Source organism: Dactylosporangium sp. NPDC005572, from assembly GCF_040605515.1.
Classification (GTDB): Bacteria; Actinomycetota; Actinomycetes; order Mycobacteriales; family Micromonosporaceae; genus Dactylosporangium.
This window is the reverse complement of the sequence record NZ_JBEXCY010000256.1, coordinates 1-15,147: the sequence shown is the minus strand read 5'-3', so window position 1 is coordinate 15,147 and position 15,147 is coordinate 1. Positions and strand designations below refer to the sequence as shown.

The 15,147-nt window shown below is 75.3% G+C and carries 18 protein-coding genes; 4 read left to right on the top strand and 14 right to left on the bottom strand.

What is annotated here, in order from left to right; translation table 11 throughout:
* Window positions 1-660 (top strand): histidine kinase (locus ABZS66_RS54470; protein ID WP_354771635.1); only part of this gene is annotated, 660 nt, incomplete at its 5' end.
* Here ABZS66_RS54470 and ABZS66_RS54465 read toward each other — a convergent pair.
* A complete protein-coding gene (locus ABZS66_RS54465) occupies window positions 626-1,282 on the bottom strand; it encodes an SDR family NAD(P)-dependent oxidoreductase (RefSeq protein ID WP_354771633.1) in 657 nt (218 codons plus the stop codon). The two genes, ABZS66_RS54470 and ABZS66_RS54465, sit on opposite strands and share 35 nt — an antisense overlap.
* Window positions 1,283-1,311: 29 nt before the next feature.
* Window positions 1,312-1,557, bottom strand: a complete 246-nt coding sequence (locus ABZS66_RS54460; protein WP_354771631.1) for a hypothetical protein — start codon at window positions 1,555-1,557, stop codon at window positions 1,312-1,314.
* Window positions 1,558-1,601: 44 nt separating this feature from the next.
* Here ABZS66_RS54460 and ABZS66_RS54455 point away from each other — a divergent pair, with 44 nt between their 5' ends.
* Together ABZS66_RS54455 and ABZS66_RS54450 are read left to right on the top strand one after the other, a co-directional pair.
* Window positions 1,602-2,429: a TIGR03619 family F420-dependent LLM class oxidoreductase gene (locus ABZS66_RS54455; RefSeq protein WP_354771630.1), complete on the top strand. Its 828-nt coding sequence runs from the start codon at window positions 1,602-1,604 to the stop codon at window positions 2,427-2,429.
* Window positions 2,426-2,836: a TIGR03668 family PPOX class F420-dependent oxidoreductase gene (locus ABZS66_RS54450; protein ID WP_354771628.1), complete on the top strand. Its 411-nt coding sequence runs from the start codon at window positions 2,426-2,428 to the stop codon at window positions 2,834-2,836. The genes ABZS66_RS54455 and ABZS66_RS54450 overlap by 4 nt, the downstream gene beginning before the upstream one ends.
* Before the next feature lie 23 nt (window positions 2,837-2,859).
* On the opposite strand, the gene ABZS66_RS54445 is transcribed toward ABZS66_RS54450, so the two are convergent.
* From ABZS66_RS54445 to ABZS66_RS54435, 3 genes are read right to left on the bottom strand one after another with little or no spacing between them, the layout of a single operon-like run.
* Window positions 2,860-3,513 (bottom strand): response regulator transcription factor, encoded by a 654-nt coding sequence (locus ABZS66_RS54445; RefSeq protein ID WP_354771626.1) that lies wholly within the window; start codon window positions 3,511-3,513, stop codon window positions 2,860-2,862.
* Complete coding sequence (locus ABZS66_RS54440) at window positions 3,510-5,444, bottom strand: sensor histidine kinase (protein ID WP_354771624.1); 1,935 nt, start codon at window positions 5,442-5,444, stop codon at window positions 3,510-3,512. Before ABZS66_RS54440 ends, ABZS66_RS54445 begins: the two co-directional genes overlap by 4 nt.
* Before the next feature lie 12 nt (window positions 5,445-5,456).
* Window positions 5,457-6,119: a hypothetical protein gene (locus ABZS66_RS54435; RefSeq protein ID WP_354771622.1), complete on the bottom strand. Its 663-nt coding sequence runs from the start codon at window positions 6,117-6,119 to the stop codon at window positions 5,457-5,459.
* 167 nt (window positions 6,120-6,286) lie between these two features.
* On the opposite strand from ABZS66_RS54435, the gene ABZS66_RS54430 reads away from it, so the two are divergent.
* Complete coding sequence (locus tag ABZS66_RS54430) at window positions 6,287-6,727, top strand: nuclear transport factor 2 family protein (RefSeq protein WP_354771620.1); 441 nt, start codon at window positions 6,287-6,289, stop codon at window positions 6,725-6,727.
* A 4-nt stretch (window positions 6,728-6,731) separates the two neighbouring features.
* On the opposite strand, the gene ABZS66_RS54425 is transcribed toward ABZS66_RS54430, so the two are convergent.
* From ABZS66_RS54425 to ABZS66_RS54385, 9 genes are all read right to left on the bottom strand, one after another.
* The gene (locus ABZS66_RS54425; protein ID WP_354771618.1) at window positions 6,732-8,003 is read right to left on the bottom strand and encodes an LLM class flavin-dependent oxidoreductase; all 1,272 of its coding nucleotides are present in this window, start codon (window positions 8,001-8,003) and stop codon (window positions 6,732-6,734) included.
* Window position 8,004: 1 nt separating this feature from the next.
* The gene (locus ABZS66_RS54420; protein ID WP_354771617.1) at window positions 8,005-8,868 is read right to left on the bottom strand and encodes an LLM class flavin-dependent oxidoreductase; all 864 of its coding nucleotides are present in this window, start codon (window positions 8,866-8,868) and stop codon (window positions 8,005-8,007) included.
* Entirely contained in the window at window positions 8,865-10,331 is a 1,467-nt protein-coding gene (locus tag ABZS66_RS54415; protein ID WP_354771615.1) for an MFS transporter, read from the bottom strand. Before ABZS66_RS54415 ends, ABZS66_RS54420 begins: the two co-directional genes overlap by 4 nt.
* A 205-nt stretch (window positions 10,332-10,536) precedes the next feature.
* Window positions 10,537-10,887 carry a MerR family transcriptional regulator gene (locus ABZS66_RS54410; RefSeq protein ID WP_354771613.1) on the bottom strand — a complete coding sequence of 117 codons (351 nt, stop codon included), beginning with the start codon at window positions 10,885-10,887 and terminating at the stop codon, window positions 10,537-10,539.
* Window positions 10,874-11,779, bottom strand: a complete 906-nt coding sequence (locus tag ABZS66_RS54405) for a zinc-binding dehydrogenase (RefSeq protein ID WP_354771611.1) — start codon at window positions 11,777-11,779, stop codon at window positions 10,874-10,876. The genes ABZS66_RS54410 and ABZS66_RS54405 overlap by 14 nt, the downstream gene beginning before the upstream one ends.
* 46 nt (window positions 11,780-11,825) lie before the next feature.
* A complete protein-coding gene (locus tag ABZS66_RS54400; RefSeq protein ID WP_354771609.1) occupies window positions 11,826-12,320 on the bottom strand; it encodes a flavin reductase family protein in 495 nt (164 codons plus the stop codon).
* Complete coding sequence (locus tag ABZS66_RS54395) at window positions 12,317-12,481, bottom strand: hypothetical protein (RefSeq protein ID WP_354771607.1); 165 nt, start codon at window positions 12,479-12,481, stop codon at window positions 12,317-12,319. Before ABZS66_RS54395 ends, ABZS66_RS54400 begins: the two co-directional genes overlap by 4 nt.
* 21 nt (window positions 12,482-12,502) lie before the next feature.
* On the bottom strand, window positions 12,503-13,600 hold the full coding sequence (locus ABZS66_RS54390; RefSeq protein WP_354771605.1) for a crosslink repair DNA glycosylase YcaQ family protein: 1,098 nt from the start codon (window positions 13,598-13,600) through the stop codon (window positions 12,503-12,505).
* Window positions 13,597-14,889 carry an NtaA/DmoA family FMN-dependent monooxygenase gene (locus tag ABZS66_RS54385; RefSeq protein ID WP_354771603.1) on the bottom strand — a complete coding sequence of 431 codons (1,293 nt, stop codon included), beginning with the start codon at window positions 14,887-14,889 and terminating at the stop codon, window positions 13,597-13,599. The genes ABZS66_RS54390 and ABZS66_RS54385 overlap by 4 nt, the downstream gene beginning before the upstream one ends.
* Between the last annotated feature and the right edge of the window lie 258 nt (window positions 14,890-15,147).

Sequence of the window (15,147 nt, the reverse complement as noted above, 5' to 3'; positions counted from 1 at the left end):
CGGCGGGCCGTCGCCGCGCTGGAGGAGGAGCGCCGCCGGGTCCGCCGCGACCTGCACGACGGGCTCGGCCCGGCGCTGACCGGGATCGCGTACAGCGCCGACGCCGTCGCCAACCTCCTGCACGCCAACCCCGGCGAGGCCGCGCAGATCCTGCGCGACCTGCGCGGCGAGGCCCGCGACGCGATCGCCGAGATCCGCCGGATCGTCTACGGCCTGCGGCCCCGCGCCCTCGACGAGCTCGGCCTGGTCGGCGCCGTACGGCAACAGGTCTCCCGGCTGCGCACCGCCGACGGCCGCTTCCTCACCGTGACGTTCGACGCGGCCCGGGACCTGGCCGAGAACGCGGCCGGGCTGCCGGCGGCGGTCGAGGTGGCGGCGTACCGGATGGCGGTCGAGGCCCTCACCAACGTGGCCCGCCACGCCGGGGTCGCCGAGGCGACGGCCGGGTTCAGCGTCGCCGACGGCCCGGTCCTGCGGGTGACGGTGCGGGACCGGGGCCGCTCGGACGAGCCGTGGACGCCGGGCGTCGGCATCGCCTCGATGCGCGAGCGGGTCGAGCAGGTCGGCGGCACACTGCGGATGCGGGCCGGCCCGGACGGGGCGACGGTCACCGCGGAGATCCCGATCAGCGCAGCGTCGCCCGCGCCGAAAGACGGATGAGCCGGGCGGCGGCGGAGACGCGCCGGGGGTACGAGATGACGGCCGGGCGCCGCCGGATGCCGCGCATCAGGACCTCGACGGCCTCGTCCACCGCGATCATGAGCGGACGGGAGGCGCCCTTGGCCATCTTGGTGTCGACGAAGCCGAACCGCACGGCGGTGACGGCGACACCGTGCGGGCGCAGGGCGGCGCGCAGGCCGAGCAGGTACGCCGTGAGGCCGGCCTTCGAGGCGGCGTAGCCGGGCGCGTCGGCGGAGATCACGACGTCGGCCAGGCTCGACAGCCCGACGAGGTGCCCGCTCCCGGCGGCGACCATCGCCGGGACCACGGCCTCGACGGTCCGCGCCGCCCCGAGCAGGTTCACCTCGATCGCCCGGGTCTGGGCAGCAAGGTCACCGAGGTCGAGCAGCTCCCCGACCCCGGCCGCGTACACGCACAGGTCGACCGGGTCCGAAGGGATCGCGGCCGTCACCACGTCGCCGCGCACGTGCGAGTAGGACGCGTGGGACAGCGGGCTGTCGCTGCGCGAGAGGCCCCGCACCGTCCAGCCCTCGTCGAGCAGCCGGCGGGTCAGCGCCAGCCCGATCCCGTCGCTGTTGCCGATCACCAGGGCACGCCGCACGCCGACAGCGTAGCGGCCGGCGGCCGGCCTCAGTCGCCCCGCTGCACCGCGTTGCGCGGCAGGTGCAGCTTGTCGTCCGGGCCCGGCGCGTGGTCCCAGGGCAGCTCCGGGTCCTCGGGCTCGCCGCCCAGCGTCACGGCGGGGGTGCCGACGGCCGAGCCGTTCGGCGCGTCGTCCTCGTCGATCGTGTCGGCACCCGAGCGGCCGGGGGTGCCGGTGGTGCCCATGGTGTACCGCTCGTCGTCCTTGGTGTACCGCTCGTGTTCCTTGCGCATGTCGTGCTGGTTACCCAGCCCGGCGTCGGGTAAGACACAGGATCATGGACTTCGGCGTCGGATACTTCCCCACACACAACGCGATGCTGCCCGGGCCGCTCGCGGCGCTCGTCGAGGAGCGCGGCCAGACCGCGCTGTTCTTCGCCGAGCACACGCACATCCCCGCCAGCCGGGACACGCCCTACGAGGGCGGGGAGCTGCCCCAGCGGTACTGGCACACCCTCGACCTCTTCGTGGCGCTCACCGCGGCGGCCGCCGCGACCCGCACCCTGCGCGTCGGCAGCGGCATCTGCCTGGTGATCGAGCGCGACCCGATCATCACGGCGAAGGAGGTCGCGTCGGTCGACGTGCTCTCCGGCGGCCGGTTCGAGTTCGGCGTGGGCGCCGGCTGGAACCGCGAGGAGATGCGCAACCACGGCACCGACCCGCGGGTGCGCATGACCGTCCTGCGCGAGCGGGTCGAGGCGATGCAGGCCATCTGGCGCGACGCCGAGGCGACGTACCACGGCAAGCACGTGTCGTTCGACCGCATCTGGTCGTGGCCGAAGCCGGTGCAGCGCCCGCACCCGCCGATCCTGGTCGGCGGCGACGGCCCGACGGTGCTCGACCGGGTGCTCGCCTTCGGCGACGCCTGGTTCCCCAACTACTCCCCCGGCATGTTCCCGCGCGTGGCGGAGCTGCGGGCCCGGGCCGAGCGCGCGATCGACGTCCAGGTGCTCAGCGCCCCGGCGGATCCGGCTGTACTGCAGCAGCTGCACGAGGCCGGCGTGACCCGCGCGAGCCACTGGCTGCCGTCGGGCCCGCGCTCGACGGTGGAGCGCGCCCTGGACGAGTGGGAGGCGGCCATCGCCACGTTCGCCGGCGAGGGATGAGCCTGCCCGAGGACGCGGCGAGGCGGCGCTTCGCGGCGGCGCGGGTGGCCCGGCTGGCGACGGCGTCCCCGGACGGCCGCCCGCACCTGGTGCCGATCGTGTTCGCGGTGGCCGGCGACGTGGTGTACCACGGCGTGGACGCCAAGCCGAAGCGCCACACGACCCTGCGCCGGCTGGCCAACCTGCGCGCCAACCCGCAGGTGTCGCTGCTGGTCGACCACTACGACGACGACTGGTCGCGGCTGTGGTGGGTCCGGGTCGACGGCCGCGCCCGCGAGGTCGACCCGGCCGCCGCCGAGGGTGCGGCCGCGCTCGAGCTGCTGGCGGCCCGCTACCCGGACTTCCGCCTGACCGGCGCGCTCATCGCGATCGACGTCACGACCTGGTCCGGCTGGTCGGCGGCGTGAGCTCGGTGCGCCCCCGGTGGGCGTCAGCGTTCGGGCAGGCCGGCGTCGCGGGCGATCACGATGGCCTGGGCGCGGTCGGCGACCTGGAGCTTGGCGAAGATGTTCGAGACGTGGTTGCGGACCGTCTTCTGGCTCAGGCCGAGCCGCTCGGCGATCTGCGGGTTCGTCAGGTGCTGGGCGACCAGGGTCAGGATCTGCCGCTCCCGCTGGGTGAGCTCGGGGAACGGGACCGGGGCGGCCGCCGCCCGGTCCAGGCCCGCGAAGTAGCCCATCAGGCGGCTCGCGATCGCCGGGCCGAAGATGGCCTCGCCCTCGGCGACGACCAGGATCGAGCGGACGATCTCCAGGCGGCGGGCGCCCTTGAGGACGTAGCCGCGGGCACCGGCGCGCAGCGCGGCGAACACCGAGTCGTCGTCGTCCGCCATGCTCAGCACCAGCACCCGCACGTGCGGGGTCGTCGCCACGATCCGCTCGGTGGCGGCGATCCCGCCCATGCCGGGCATCGCCAGGTCGAGCAGGACCACGTCGGGGTGCAGGCGGGCGACCGCGGTGAGCGCCTCCTCGCCGCCGGCCGCCTCGCCGCAGACCTCGATCTCCGGCGCGGTGGCCAGCAGCGCCCGCAGGCCGGCCCGGAACTGGTCGTGGTCGTCGACGATGAGGACCCGCACCGCGCTCATCGGGCGGCCCCCAAAGGCAGCCGCGCGGTCACGCTCGTGCCGTCGCCCGTCGCCACGGTCAGGGAGCCGCCGAGCTCGGCGGCGCGTTCGCGCATCGAGTGCATGCCCACCCCCGGGGTCGCGGAGCCGGCGCCGGCGCCGTCGTCGTGCACGGACAGTGTGAGGGCGTCGCCGTCGACCGCGACGGCGACCCGCACGGTGCTCGCCCCGGCGTGGCGGCGGGCGTTGGCGAGGGCCTCGACGGCGATGCGGTACGCCGCCACCTCGGCCGCCGCCGGCAGCTCCCGGATGTCGTCGGCCGCGTCCAGGACGAACCGCGGGCCGGACGGCCACGACGCCACGTGGGCCCGGATGGCGCCGACCAGGCCGAGGGTGTCCAGCGCCGGCGGGCGCAGGCCCTCGATGATGCGCCGCACGTCCGCGAGGGCCGTCTGGGTGTCGGTGACGATCTCCTCGAGGAGCCGCTGCGCGGCCTCGCCGCCGACCTCCTGGGCCGCCTCGGCCCGCATGGTGAGCGCGGCGAGCGTCGGGCCGAGGCCGTCGTGCAGGTCGCGGCGCAGGCGGCGGCGCTCCTCCTCGCGGGCCAGGACGAGCTGCTCGCGGGAGTGCTGGAGGTCGGCCGAGTACCGCACCGCCTGCACGGCGACGCCGAGGTGCCCCGCCAGGTCGCGCAGCAGCCGCAGGTCGCGGGGGCCGAGCGTGGCCTCGCCGGGGCGCGGGCCGAGCAGCAGCTCGCCGACCGGCTCGCCGCCGGCGACGAGCGGCAGGGCGACCGGGTCGGCGGGGCGCCGCCCGAGCTCGTACGAGCGGCCGGCGCCGACGAAGATCCCGACGTAGGACAGTTGCAGCGCCTCGCGCACGGTGACGGTGCCGGCGGCGAGGATCGCGCCCGGGTCCGGGACGGTCGCCAGCCGCTCCCCCAGCCGTGCGAGGACGGTGTAGGGGTCGTCGCGCTCGCCGTACACGAGCAGGTTGATCCTCTGCTGGATCCACTGCCGCAGCAGGCCGAACACGAGCGCGGCGGCCACGGCGGCGACCACCGAGGAGGCGCCGAGCACGCCGACGACCAGCAGGTAGGCGGCGGCGACCGCGGCGGACAGCGCGACGAACACCGCGGTCCGGCTGATGAGCAGGTCGATGTCGAACAGCCGGTGGCGCAGCACGGCGATCCCGATCCCGGCCGGGATGAGCACGCTGGCGAGGCCGCCGGCGACGTTCCACACCGAGCCCTCGGCCGGCCAGACCCGGCCCGGGTCGGCGTCGAGGAGCCCGACGGCGAGGCGGACGACCACCACGAGCGCGACCAGGCCGATCGAGTAGGCGAGCCAGCGGGCCTGCGCCCCGGCGACCCCGGCCCGACTGCGGGCCCGCCACGCGACGGCCGCGGCGCCGGCGATGAAGCACAGCCCGGCGGCGATCGTGAACAGGCTCTCGACGACGGACGCGACGCCGCCGAGCCCGGCCACGCCGAGCGGGTTCGCGGGGGCGGACGGGCCGACCTGGTCGTTGACGCCGGGGCGCAGCGCGCCGGTGACCGCGGCGACGGCGGCCAGGCCGAGCACGGCCGCGACGACGGGCCGGGCGCGGGGCGCGAGCCGGCCGTCGGGGAAGTACAGCGGGACGAGCGCGAGCCCGAGGTTGGCCGGCACCCACAGCCACGTCTGCGGCCAGGCGAGCGCCGCGCTGTCCCACCGGGTCGCGGCCTGCCCGCAGGCCTCCTGCAGCGCGAACGAGAACGCGCTGAGCAGCAGCAGCGGGCCGACCGCGTTGCCGGGCCGGCGGCGGGCCAGCAGGCCGCCGGTGACCGCGCAGGCGGCCACCGCCGGCAGGTGGCTGACGTCGCCGAGGGTCGCCCCGTTCCCGGCCGCGAGCCAGCCGCCGGCCGCGGCCAGGGCCACGGTCAGCGCCGCGAGCGGCCAGGCGATCCTCATGATCTGCAGACCTTAGGCGGTCGCCGGCGCGCGGCGGCCGCCGAAGGTGAACGCCAGACCGGCGACGATCACCCAGAGTGCGCCGGCGAACAGCGCGGCGTACTGGGCCGGGTACGCCTGGGTGGCGAACACCAGCACCGCGAGGACGGCGCTGACCGCGGCCAGCCACCTGGCGACCGAGCCGTGCCGGAACCCGCCGACCGCGACGGCGAGCGCCGCCACCCCGGCGCCGGTCCACACCCAGGCGATCGTGTTGTAGATCTCGACCATGGCGGCGATCGTGTCGGGGTCCCAGCGCTCGGGCTCGCCGAGGGCCCAGTACAGCTCGGTGCTCATGCCGCCGCCGACCAGCAGGACGGCCGCGACCAGGCCGAGGCCGGCGCCGGCGACGCCGGGCACGAGGCTGCCGGCGGGCTCCTGGGCGGCGAGGTGGCGGCGCAGCCCGGCCGCGAAGACCACGATGAGCCCGGCCGCGGCGGCGCTGACCACCTGGTAGAGCCACACGTAGTTGCGCTTGCCGGCGATCTCGGCCACGACCAGCGCGTTGTCCTTGATCCCGTCGCCGACGCCGCCGGTGAGGTCGGCGCCGACCAGGAGCCCGACGAGGGCGATGAGGCCGCCCAGGGCACCGCACAGGGCCCAGGTCCGTGAAGTCGTCGTCAGTGGTGTCGTCATGGCCGAGACGGTGCCGTCCGATCGACCCGGGCCGCACCGGCCGGCCGTCCCACCCGGCCGGGAGGAATGTCCCGGCGACCCGGGACCGCGCGGGCGGGTGGCCGGACACCCGGCACGTCACCGCGCCGCGGTTGCCGGGCGGCCGACCCGCGCGGACGCTGGACGGCATGGAGCCGTTCACGCCGCAGACCGCGGTCGCGAAGGTCCAGGCGGCCGAGGACGCCTGGAACACCCGCGACCCCGAACGGGTGGCCCTCGCCTACACGCCCGACTCGCGGTGGCGCAACCGGGACACGTTCCTGACCGGCCGGGACGCGATCGTGGCGTTCCTGCGCGGCAAGTGGTCCCGTGAGCTGGACTACGCGCTGCGCAAGAGCCTGTGGACGTTCGGCGGCAACCGCATCGCGGTCCGCTTCCAGTACGAGTGCCACGACCCGGCCGGCCAGTGGTGGCGCAGCTACGGCAACGAGCTGTGGGAGTTCGCCGACGACGGCCTGATGCGCCGCCGGGAGGCGAGCATCAACGACGTGCGGATCGCCGAGGCGGACCGGCGGATCTTCGGCCCCCGCCCGCCGCGGGAGCACGGCGCCGACATCCCGCTCCAGTGACCGCTCACCGCAGGTCCAGGTGCTCGCGGAGGGTGGCGCCCTCGTACTCGGTGCGGTACACGCCGCGGGACTGCAGCTCCGGGACCAGGCGGTCGACCACGTCCTCCGCGGTGCCGGGCAGCTGCTGCGGGAGCAGGTTGAAGCCGTCCACCGCGCGGTCGCGCACGTAGCGGGCCCACTCGTCCGCGATCCGGCCCGGGGTGCCGACGAACGCGGTGTGGTTCGGGGTCACCTCGATCACCAGGTCGCGGATCGTCCAGCCGTTCGCCGCCGCCTGCTCGCGCCACTGGCGGACCCGCTCCAGCTTGCCGGTGCGCAGCTCGATCGGGATCGTGCCGCGGGACGGGTCGAGCTCGCCCTCGGCCGGTTCGACGTCGGGCAGCGGGCCGTCGGGGTCGTAGCCGGAGAGGTCCTTGCCCCAGTACTGCTCCAGGAACGCGATCGCGCGCGGGCCCGTCGTCTGCTCGCGGCGGATCCAGCGGGCCTTCTCCTCGGCCTCGGCCGGCGTGTCGCCGAGCACGACGGAGGCGCCGGGCAGGATGCGCACGGCGTCGGGCGAGCGGCCGTAGCCGGCGAGCCGGCGGCGCAGGTCGGCCGCGTACTCGACGGCCTTGTCGTAGTCGGTGTTGGCCGAGAACACCACGTCGGCGTGCCGGGCCGCCAGGTCGCGGCCGCCGGGCGAGTCGCCGGCCTGGAAGATGACCGGTCTCGTCCCGGCGACGGTACCCCGGGCGCGCACGTCGATGACGTCGGTGTGCTCGTCGACGGCGTCGCCCCGCCACAGCGCCTTGGCGGCGGCGACGAACGCGGCCGCGCGCTCGTAGCGCCGCTCGTGCGGCAGCCAGCCGCCGTGCCGGAAGTTCTCGCCGGTCCAGGCGTTGTCGGTGGTGACGACGTTCCACCCGGCCCGGCCGTTGCTGACCCGGTCCAGGGAGGCGAGGCGGCGGGCGAGGTCGGCCGGGAAGTTGTACGTCGTGTTCTGCGTCGCGACGAGCCCGATGTGCGTGGTCTCGGCCGCGAGAGCGGCGAGCTGGGTGATCGCGTCGGGCCGGCCGGCGACGTCGAGGTCGTGGACCCGGCCGCGGTTCTCCCGCACGCGCAGGCCCTCGCCGAGGAAGAACGCGTCGAACAGGCCGCGTTCCAGGGTCCTGGCGACGTCGACGAACGTGTCGAAGTGGGTGTGGTCGGCGGCGCCGGGCTCGGTCCACAGCAGGTTCGGCCCGACGCCGGTGAAGAAGACGCCGAGGTGCAGTCGCGGGCTTCGGTCGACGCTCATGTCAGGCCTCCTGGAACGCGTTGACGGGGCGGGGCAGGCCGAGGGTGTCGCGCAGCGTCGGACCGGCGACCGGGCGGCCCGGGCCGAACTCGGCGGCGAGCGCGGCGAACTCCTCCAGCGACCGCGGGTGCAGGCGCACACCGTGGACCGCACCGGACAGGTGACCGAGCCCGGCGGGGCCGGCGGGGTACGAACGCACCTCGGCGAAGACCAGCGGACCCTCCTCGACCGCCTCCGACGGGTCCTCGACCAGCACGACGTCGGCGAACGCGTCGAGGCCGAGCGCGTGCGGGACGATGACGACGACCTGGCCCTGCGGCGGGCGGGTCGTGATGAGCGGCCCGCTGACCGAGAACGTGACGCCCTCGAAGTTGACGTGGTGGACCCGGTCGGCGTCGAGGAACCGGCCGCTGGCCACGTCGCGGATGATCGCGTCGTCCTCCCACGAGTCCCACAGCAGCCGGGCGACCCGGATGACGTCCTCGGCCTCGCGGCGCAGCCCGGCCGCGTCGAGCGGCGTCCGGCCGATGGTGGCGAGCTCGTCGGCGCCGTTGGGGGCGGCGACGACCCAGGCGGCCCGGCCGCCGGAGGCGTGGTCGAGGCTGGCCAGCTGGGTGGCGAGGTGGAACGGCTCGGTGGTGGTGACCGGAAGGGCCGGGGCGAGCCCGATCCGGCTGGTGCGCCGGGCCAGGTACGCGGCCCGGACCCCGGCCTCGATCCGCTCCCCCGACGCCGGTGGGAGCGGCGAGTCGGCGAGGGTGACGAGGGCGAAGCCGGCGGCCTCGGCGGCGGCGACGGCCGCGGGCAGGTCGGCGAACGGGACGCCGTCGAGCTCGACGGCGAGGTGCAGCGGTGGTGCGCTCATACGGTGGACCTCCGGATGGTCGGGCCGTCGGCGACGGCTGACACGGACACGCCGTCCGCGACGGCACGGTTGGGAACGCCGCCGGCGACGGCTCGGTTGGGAACGCCGTCCGCGACCGCGAACAGCAGCGACAGCAGCACCAGCGCCAGGCACAGGAGCGTGCCGTGGGTCAGCGCCGCGCGGTACGACTGGAGGAGCCCGGCCTGCGCGGTGTGCAGGAAGATGCCGGTGACCGCGGCGATGCTCACGCTCGCGGCCAGGCGCTGGGACAGCTGCAGCATCGCGGCGCTGAGCCCGCCGGCCCCGGGCGGCGCGTGGGTCAGCGTGAGCGCCTGGTTGGGCGCGTTGATCAGGCCGCCGGCTGCGCCGGTGACGAGCTGGCTGACCCCGAGCGCGACGACGACCCCGCCGACCGGCAGCAGCGCGGTCGCGGCGGCCGCGGCGGCGACGCTGACCGCGGCGACGCCGAGGGCGGCCGAGACGCCGTGCCGCCCGTACCGGCTGACCAGGCGGTGGCTCGCCGTGGACGACGCGGCGAACCCGACGGCGCCGGGCAGCGACAGCGCCGCGGCGGCGAGCGGTGACAGCCCGAGCCCGTCCTGCAGGAACAGCGCGATGACCAGGTTGAGGGCGAGGGCGGCACCGAAGTAGCACATCGCGACGAGGGTGCCGAGCACGAACCCGCGGCTGCGGGTGAGCGCCGGCAGCAGCAGTGCGGTCCGCCCGCGGGCGGTGTAGCGCCGTTCCCAGGCGACGAGCGCCCCGACGCCGGCCGCGGCGGCGGCCGCCCACCACCAGCCGCCGGGGGCTCCGACGAGGGGCAGCAGCACGGCGAGCGTGGCGGCGGCGAGCAGCACCAGCCCGGGCAGGTCGAGCTGGGTGCCGCGCCGGTCGGGCACGTCCTTCGGCAGGAGTTTCAGCGCCAGCGGTACCGTGGCGATCGCGAACGGCAGGTTGAGCAGCAGGACGAGGCGCCAGCCCGGGTCGTCGCCGGCGAGGTGGAGGATGACGCCGCCGACGGGCGGCCCGACGGAGGCCGCGACCCCGCCCACGACGGCGTAGGCGCCGAGGGCCCGGGCCCGCCCGGTGCCGGTGAACAGGTCCTGGAACAGCCCGATGATCTGCGGGTTCACGACGCCGGCCCCGGCACCCTGGACGAGCCGGGCCGCGGCGACGAGCCAGGCGTCGGAGGCGAGCGCGGCCACGACGCCGCCGAGGGCGAAGACGGTGAGCCCGCCGGCGAAGAGCGTGCGGCGACCGTACATGTCGCCGAGCCGCCCGGCCGGCACGAGCGCGAGCCCGAAGGTGAGCGAGTACCCGGCCATGATCCACTGGAGGGTCGCGTCACCGGCGTGCAGCGACCCGCGCAGCGCGGGCATGGCGACGTTGAGCACGGACTGGTCGAGCAGGGTGGTGAAGCCGGCGGCCAGGCACGCCCCCACGATCAGCCGGTGCGCGGTCACCAGGGAACTATTCCGATGTGCACAATAGGATTTTGCCCGCCGCGCCACCGCCCGGGCCACCCCTCACGGGCCGGAAATCATGTATTTCCCATCTCATTCACAGCGAAGACTCCGCCGAACCGTTGCCGGAGAGGTTCATCGGGCCGCTCGGGTCGGCGTGGAGCTGAGTGCGCCACGGCGGCGTCCGCACGTACAGCTGCTGACGTCAGCCCATGCGGGCGGCGAGGGCGTCGTGCAGGCGGGTCAGCGCGTCGATCCTGGCGCGGAGGTCGGCGAGGCGCTCGCCGGCGACCCGCATCGCCGTGGCGCAGGAGCCGCCGTCGGCGAACGCCGGCGGCAGCTCCTGGTCGAGGTACCGGGTGAACCACCGCACGTCGGCGATGGTGAAGCCGAGGCTCAGCAGCTCGCGGATGTTGCGCACCCGCGGGGCGGCCGAGGCCGGGTAGTCGCGGTAGCCGTTGGGGCCGCGCTCGCTGAGCAGCAGCCCCTCGGCCTCGTACAGCCGCAGCGCGCGGGTCGTGGCGCCGGTCGCCGCCGCGAGCTCACCGATCCGCATCCGCCCCACCCTGGACGCGGACCAGGACGGTGCCGGTGTGCCGCCCGGCGAACAGGTCGAGCAGCGCCCGCGGCGCCTCGGTCAGGCCCTCGATCACCGTGTACGGCAGGGTCAGGCCGGCGGGCAGCTCCTCGCCCGGGTCGGCGCCCGGGGTGGCGCCGACCAGGGTGAGCCGCTTGAAGATGACGGCGGTGAGGTCGAGCCGCGGGTCGGCGGCCCCGCCGAGCTGCTGGCTCAGCGCACCGCACAGCGCGATCCGGGTCCCGGGCGCCACGGCGGCGACCAGCTCCTCGACCCGCCCGAGGGTGTCGACGACCACGTCGGCCGGGCCGAGCCGCTCGACCGCCTCGGCGAGCGACGCGTGCCCGGCGGCGGCGTCGAACCCGAGCCCGGCGGTGAGCAGCGGCACCTTCCACGCCGACCCGGTGGTCCCGGCGACCCGCCCGGCCCCGAGGGCGCGGGCGACGGCCCCGGCGGCGCTGCCCAGCCCACCGGCGGCCCCGGTGACCAGGACGGTCTCCCCGGCCCGCAGCCCGGCGGCCCGCAGCGCCGCGAGCGCGACCGGGGCGCTGCCGAGCAGCCGGGCGGCGGTGGCCGCGTCCGGTGTGCCCCCGGCCGGCCGGAGCGCGGCCGGGTCGGCGACGACGTGGGTGCTCCACGGCCCGGTGTGCGTCACGAGGTCCCCGGTACCGACGACCTCTCCGAGGCTCTTCGCGGCGAGCACCCCGCGGGCCATGAGCGTGCGCTGCACGGCGCCGAGCGCGATCCAGTGGTTGCGGACCAGGACCTGACCGGGCCCGGGCTTGGGCCCGCCGGTGGTGTGCACGAGGAGGTCGGCCAGGGTGGGCGGTCCCGCGACGGGCGCGGCGAGCCGGACGTCGATGTTCGTCACGCCCGGACGCTAAACCCTGACCCGGGGGGCAAGGTCAAGCCCCGGGTCAGGCGGCACGCTGGAGGCGGCCGAACGTGCTCTGGTGGAAGACCAGCGGGGAGACCGTGCGGTCGGCGTCGAGGTCGTGGACGCGGAGCAGGACGATGTCGTGGTCGCCGGCCGGGATCTCGTGCTCGATCGTGCAGTCCAGCCAGGCGGAGGCGCCGTCCAGGACGATCTCGCCGCCGCGGCTCGCGCGCCAGGTCGCGCCCGCGAACCGGTCGCCCGATCGCGAGCTGAGCTGGCGGCCCAGGTGCTCCTGGTGGGCGCCCAGGACGCTGACGCCCAGGCGGTCGGCCCGGCGCAGCACCGGCCACGTCGTGGAGGTGTGGGCGATGCAGACCGAGACCAGGGGCGGGTCGAGCGACACCGACGTGAACGAGCTGGCGGCCAGGCCCACGGGCGCCCCGTCGACGAGGGCGGCGATCGCCGTCACGCCGGTCGGGAAGGCGCCGAAGACGCGGCGCAGCTCGGTGTGGTGCAGCACGGCGCGCATGGTCATCGCGCGAACCTGCCTTCCGTCGCGGTGGTGGAGATCCGGCGCAGGGCCAGCTCGGGGGCGAGCTCGGCCCAGACCTGCGGCTCGGGCGGCGCGCCGGCGCCGAGGCCGGCGAACCGGTGCGCGAGCGTGGCCGCGCGCTGCAGCAGTCGTCTCACGTACACCAGCCGAGTCTATCAGTAACCCTACTTCACCGATAGGATTTCTTCCGGCGGCTCCAGCCGCAGCCAGGTGGCCAGCGACACCAGCTCCCGCAGGACCGCCTCGTGGTCGTGCTCCGCGTCCTCGTGCAGTGCGTGCACCCGCAGTACACCGGAAGCCCGATCGGCGACCGCGTCCACCTTGCCGACGAGGCGGTCGCCCGCCAGGATCGGCAGCGCGTAGTAGCCCCAGCGGCGCTTGGCGACCGGCTTGTACATCTCCAGCTGGTAGTCGAAACCGAACAGCTCGGCCATGCGTTTGCGGTCGAAGACGAGGCGGTCGAACGGCGACAGCAGCGCGACGCGTCCCTCGAACGGCCTTCCCAGTTGCGCCGGGTCGACGCGCCAGACGCCCTTGACGCCCTCGATGACGGCGGGCTCGCCGGCCTCGCCGACGTCCTGCGGCTCGACGGGGCACTCGGCGGCGCGGCCGCGGGCGATGCCGAGCGAGGCGAGCCGCCGTTCGTCGCGCTGCCGCTTCGCCGCCGCGGCGTCCGGGACCGCCGTGCCCGGGTACACCCGGTCGGCGAGGTCCCACAACCGTTCGCCGCCGTGGCGGCCGGCGACCGCGACCTCGCCGGCCTGGACCAGGATCTCCAGCATCTGGGTGACGTTGCGGTTGTTGGTCCAGCCGCTGGACTTCCACGGCACCGTGCAGGTGTCGGGGAGGTCCCGCGACAGCAGCGGGCCGTCGCCGTCGAGGCGGGCCAGGATGTCGCGGCGGCACTCGTCGTTGGCCTGGACCCACGTGGCGCGGTGGTGCCGCCAGCCGCCGGGCGGGCCGGGCCAGTCGGCCATCTCGGCGCGGTACAGCGGGATGTCCTCGGCCGCCCGCACCATCCCGCGCAGCTCGACGAGCGACCGCTGGTCCACGGCCTCCTCCAGGTCGGCCGGCGAGTACCCCGGCCCGAGGCGGCTCCACGCCACCAGGTGGGCGCTCGGCGCCACGGCCGAGGTCGGGTCGAGCTGCAGCAGGGTCAGGCCGCGGACGACGTCGAGCAGGTGCTCCGGCCGGTTCGCGTCGAGCAGCTGGGCGCGCACGGCGATCTGCCGCGCCTCGTCCCTGGTCAGGTGGTGGGTCACGCCCCGAGCGTAGGCAGACCGAGGTTCTCGCGCAGCGTCGGGCCGAGGTAGTCGGGCTTGACGATGCCGCGGCGGCGCAGCTCGTGCAGCAGGCCGTCGACGACGAACTCGTGCTCGCGCGGATCGTGCAGGCCGCCGACCGACAGCACGTCGAGCACCCCGGCCCGGAACCGCTCCTCCACCGCGTCGGCGAGCTGCTCCGGCGTGCCGGAGACGCTCCAGTGGCCGGTGTCCTGCGCCCTGACGATGATCTCGCGGAGCGTGCGGCCTTCGCGGACGTACCGGCTGAAGATCTCCACCCGCCCGCGCCTGCGGTGCACGTCGCTGACGTCGGGCAGCAGGGACTCGGGCAGCGGCTCATCGAGCTTGGCCTCGCTCAGGTCGACCCCGCCGCCGAGCATGTCGGCGACCAGCGCCCGGCCGGCCTCGAAGTCGATCGCCTCATGCCGCTCCCTGACCCGTCGCCGCGCCTCCTCCTCGGTCGCGCCGAACGTCGCGTGGAACGAGCTGAAGATGAACGGCAGCCCCTCCGGCCGGCCGTGCGCGGCGGCGCGGGCGCGGATGCGGGCGGTGAACTCGCGGGCGGCATCCAGGGTCGGCAGCGCCGTGAAGACGACCTCGGCGTAGCGGGCACCGAGCTCGATGCCGGCGGTCGACTGCCCGGCCTGGATGAGAACCGGCCGGCCCTGCGGCAGGGGCGGGATGTTCAACGGACCTTCGACGCTGAAGTACCGCCCGCGGTGGTCGATCGGCCGGATCCGGGACGGGTCGAGCACGGCCCGGCCGTCCGGCCCGAGCCGGAGCGCGCCGGGCTTCCAGCTGTCCCACAGGGCGTTGACGACGTCGAGGGTCTCCGCCGCGCGCGCGTAGCGCTCCTCGGGCCCCGGCAGCCCGCCGGGCCCGAAGTTCTCCTCGCCGATGGAGGAGGTGACCAGGTTCCAGGCGGCCCGCCCGTTGCTGACGTGGTCGAGGGTGCCGAACAGCCGGGCCAGGTTGTACGGGTGGTGGAACGTGGTGGAGACGGTCGCGATGAGCCCGATGCGCGTGGTGACCTGGCTGAGCGCGGCGACGTACACGATCGGCTCCTGCGCCCCGATGGTGCCCTGCGCCCCGAAGGTCAGCAGATCGGGCACGAACAGGGAGTCGATCCGCGCGGCCTCGGCCTTCTTCGCCACGCTGATCGCGGTGTCGACGGTCGAGCGACGGGGATCGATGGCCAGCTCGTACGGCCCGGGATGCCCACCGGCCCCGGTGACGATCCCGAGCGTGCGTGGCGGTCGCGCGGTCATGCGCTCCACCATATTCCTATCGGATAAATAGGAGAAGGTGCGCAGCATCACACGGACCACCACCGATCCGCGGCCGGCCCATGATCGTGGGAAACATCCGGCTGTCCGGGCAACCACATGTTTCCCACGATCATGGCCGGCCGGAACCGCCCCGAGCCGCGTAGCTCATCCCTGTCGGAACCGCGATCAGCCCGCCGTGGCCATGATCGATGGCGACTTCTGGTCGCTATGACAGCCGGAACTCGCCATCGATCATGG

What these genes read in the sequence shown, in the direction of transcription:
- ABZS66_RS54450 (WP_354771628.1), top strand. Translation starts at nt 2,426, where the DNA reads ATGAGCCTGCCCGAGGACGCGGCGAGGCGGCGCTTCGCGGCGGCGCGG.
- ABZS66_RS54410 (WP_354771613.1), bottom strand. Translation starts at nt 10,887, where the DNA reads ATGCGGATCGGTGAGCTCGCGGCGGCGACCGGCGCCACGACCCGCGCG.
- ABZS66_RS54445 (WP_354771626.1), bottom strand. Translation starts at nt 3,513, where the DNA reads ATGAGCGCGGTGCGGGTCCTCATCGTCGACGACCACGACCAGTTCCGG.
- ABZS66_RS54425 (WP_354771618.1), bottom strand. Translation starts at nt 8,003, where the DNA reads ATGAGCGTCGACCGAAGCCCGCGACTGCACCTCGGCGTCTTCTTCACC.
- ABZS66_RS54400 (WP_354771609.1), bottom strand. Translation starts at nt 12,320, where the DNA reads ATGACCATGCGCGCCGTGCTGCACCACACCGAGCTGCGCCGCGTCTTC.
- ABZS66_RS54420 (WP_354771617.1), bottom strand. Translation starts at nt 8,868, where the DNA reads ATGAGCGCACCACCGCTGCACCTCGCCGTCGAGCTCGACGGCGTCCCG.
- ABZS66_RS54430 (WP_354771620.1), top strand. Translation starts at nt 6,287, where the DNA reads ATGGAGCCGTTCACGCCGCAGACCGCGGTCGCGAAGGTCCAGGCGGCC.
- ABZS66_RS54385 (WP_354771603.1), bottom strand. Translation starts at nt 14,889, where the DNA reads ATGACCGCGCGACCGCCACGCACGCTCGGGATCGTCACCGGGGCCGGT.
- ABZS66_RS54435 (WP_354771622.1), bottom strand. Translation starts at nt 6,119, where the DNA reads ATGACGACACCACTGACGACGACTTCACGGACCTGGGCCCTGTGCGGT.
- ABZS66_RS54460 (WP_354771631.1), bottom strand. Translation starts at nt 1,557, where the DNA reads ATGCGCAAGGAACACGAGCGGTACACCAAGGACGACGAGCGGTACACC.
- ABZS66_RS54440 (WP_354771624.1), bottom strand. Translation starts at nt 5,444, where the DNA reads ATGAGGATCGCCTGGCCGCTCGCGGCGCTGACCGTGGCCCTGGCCGCG.
- ABZS66_RS54455 (WP_354771630.1), top strand. Translation starts at nt 1,602, where the DNA reads ATGGACTTCGGCGTCGGATACTTCCCCACACACAACGCGATGCTGCCC.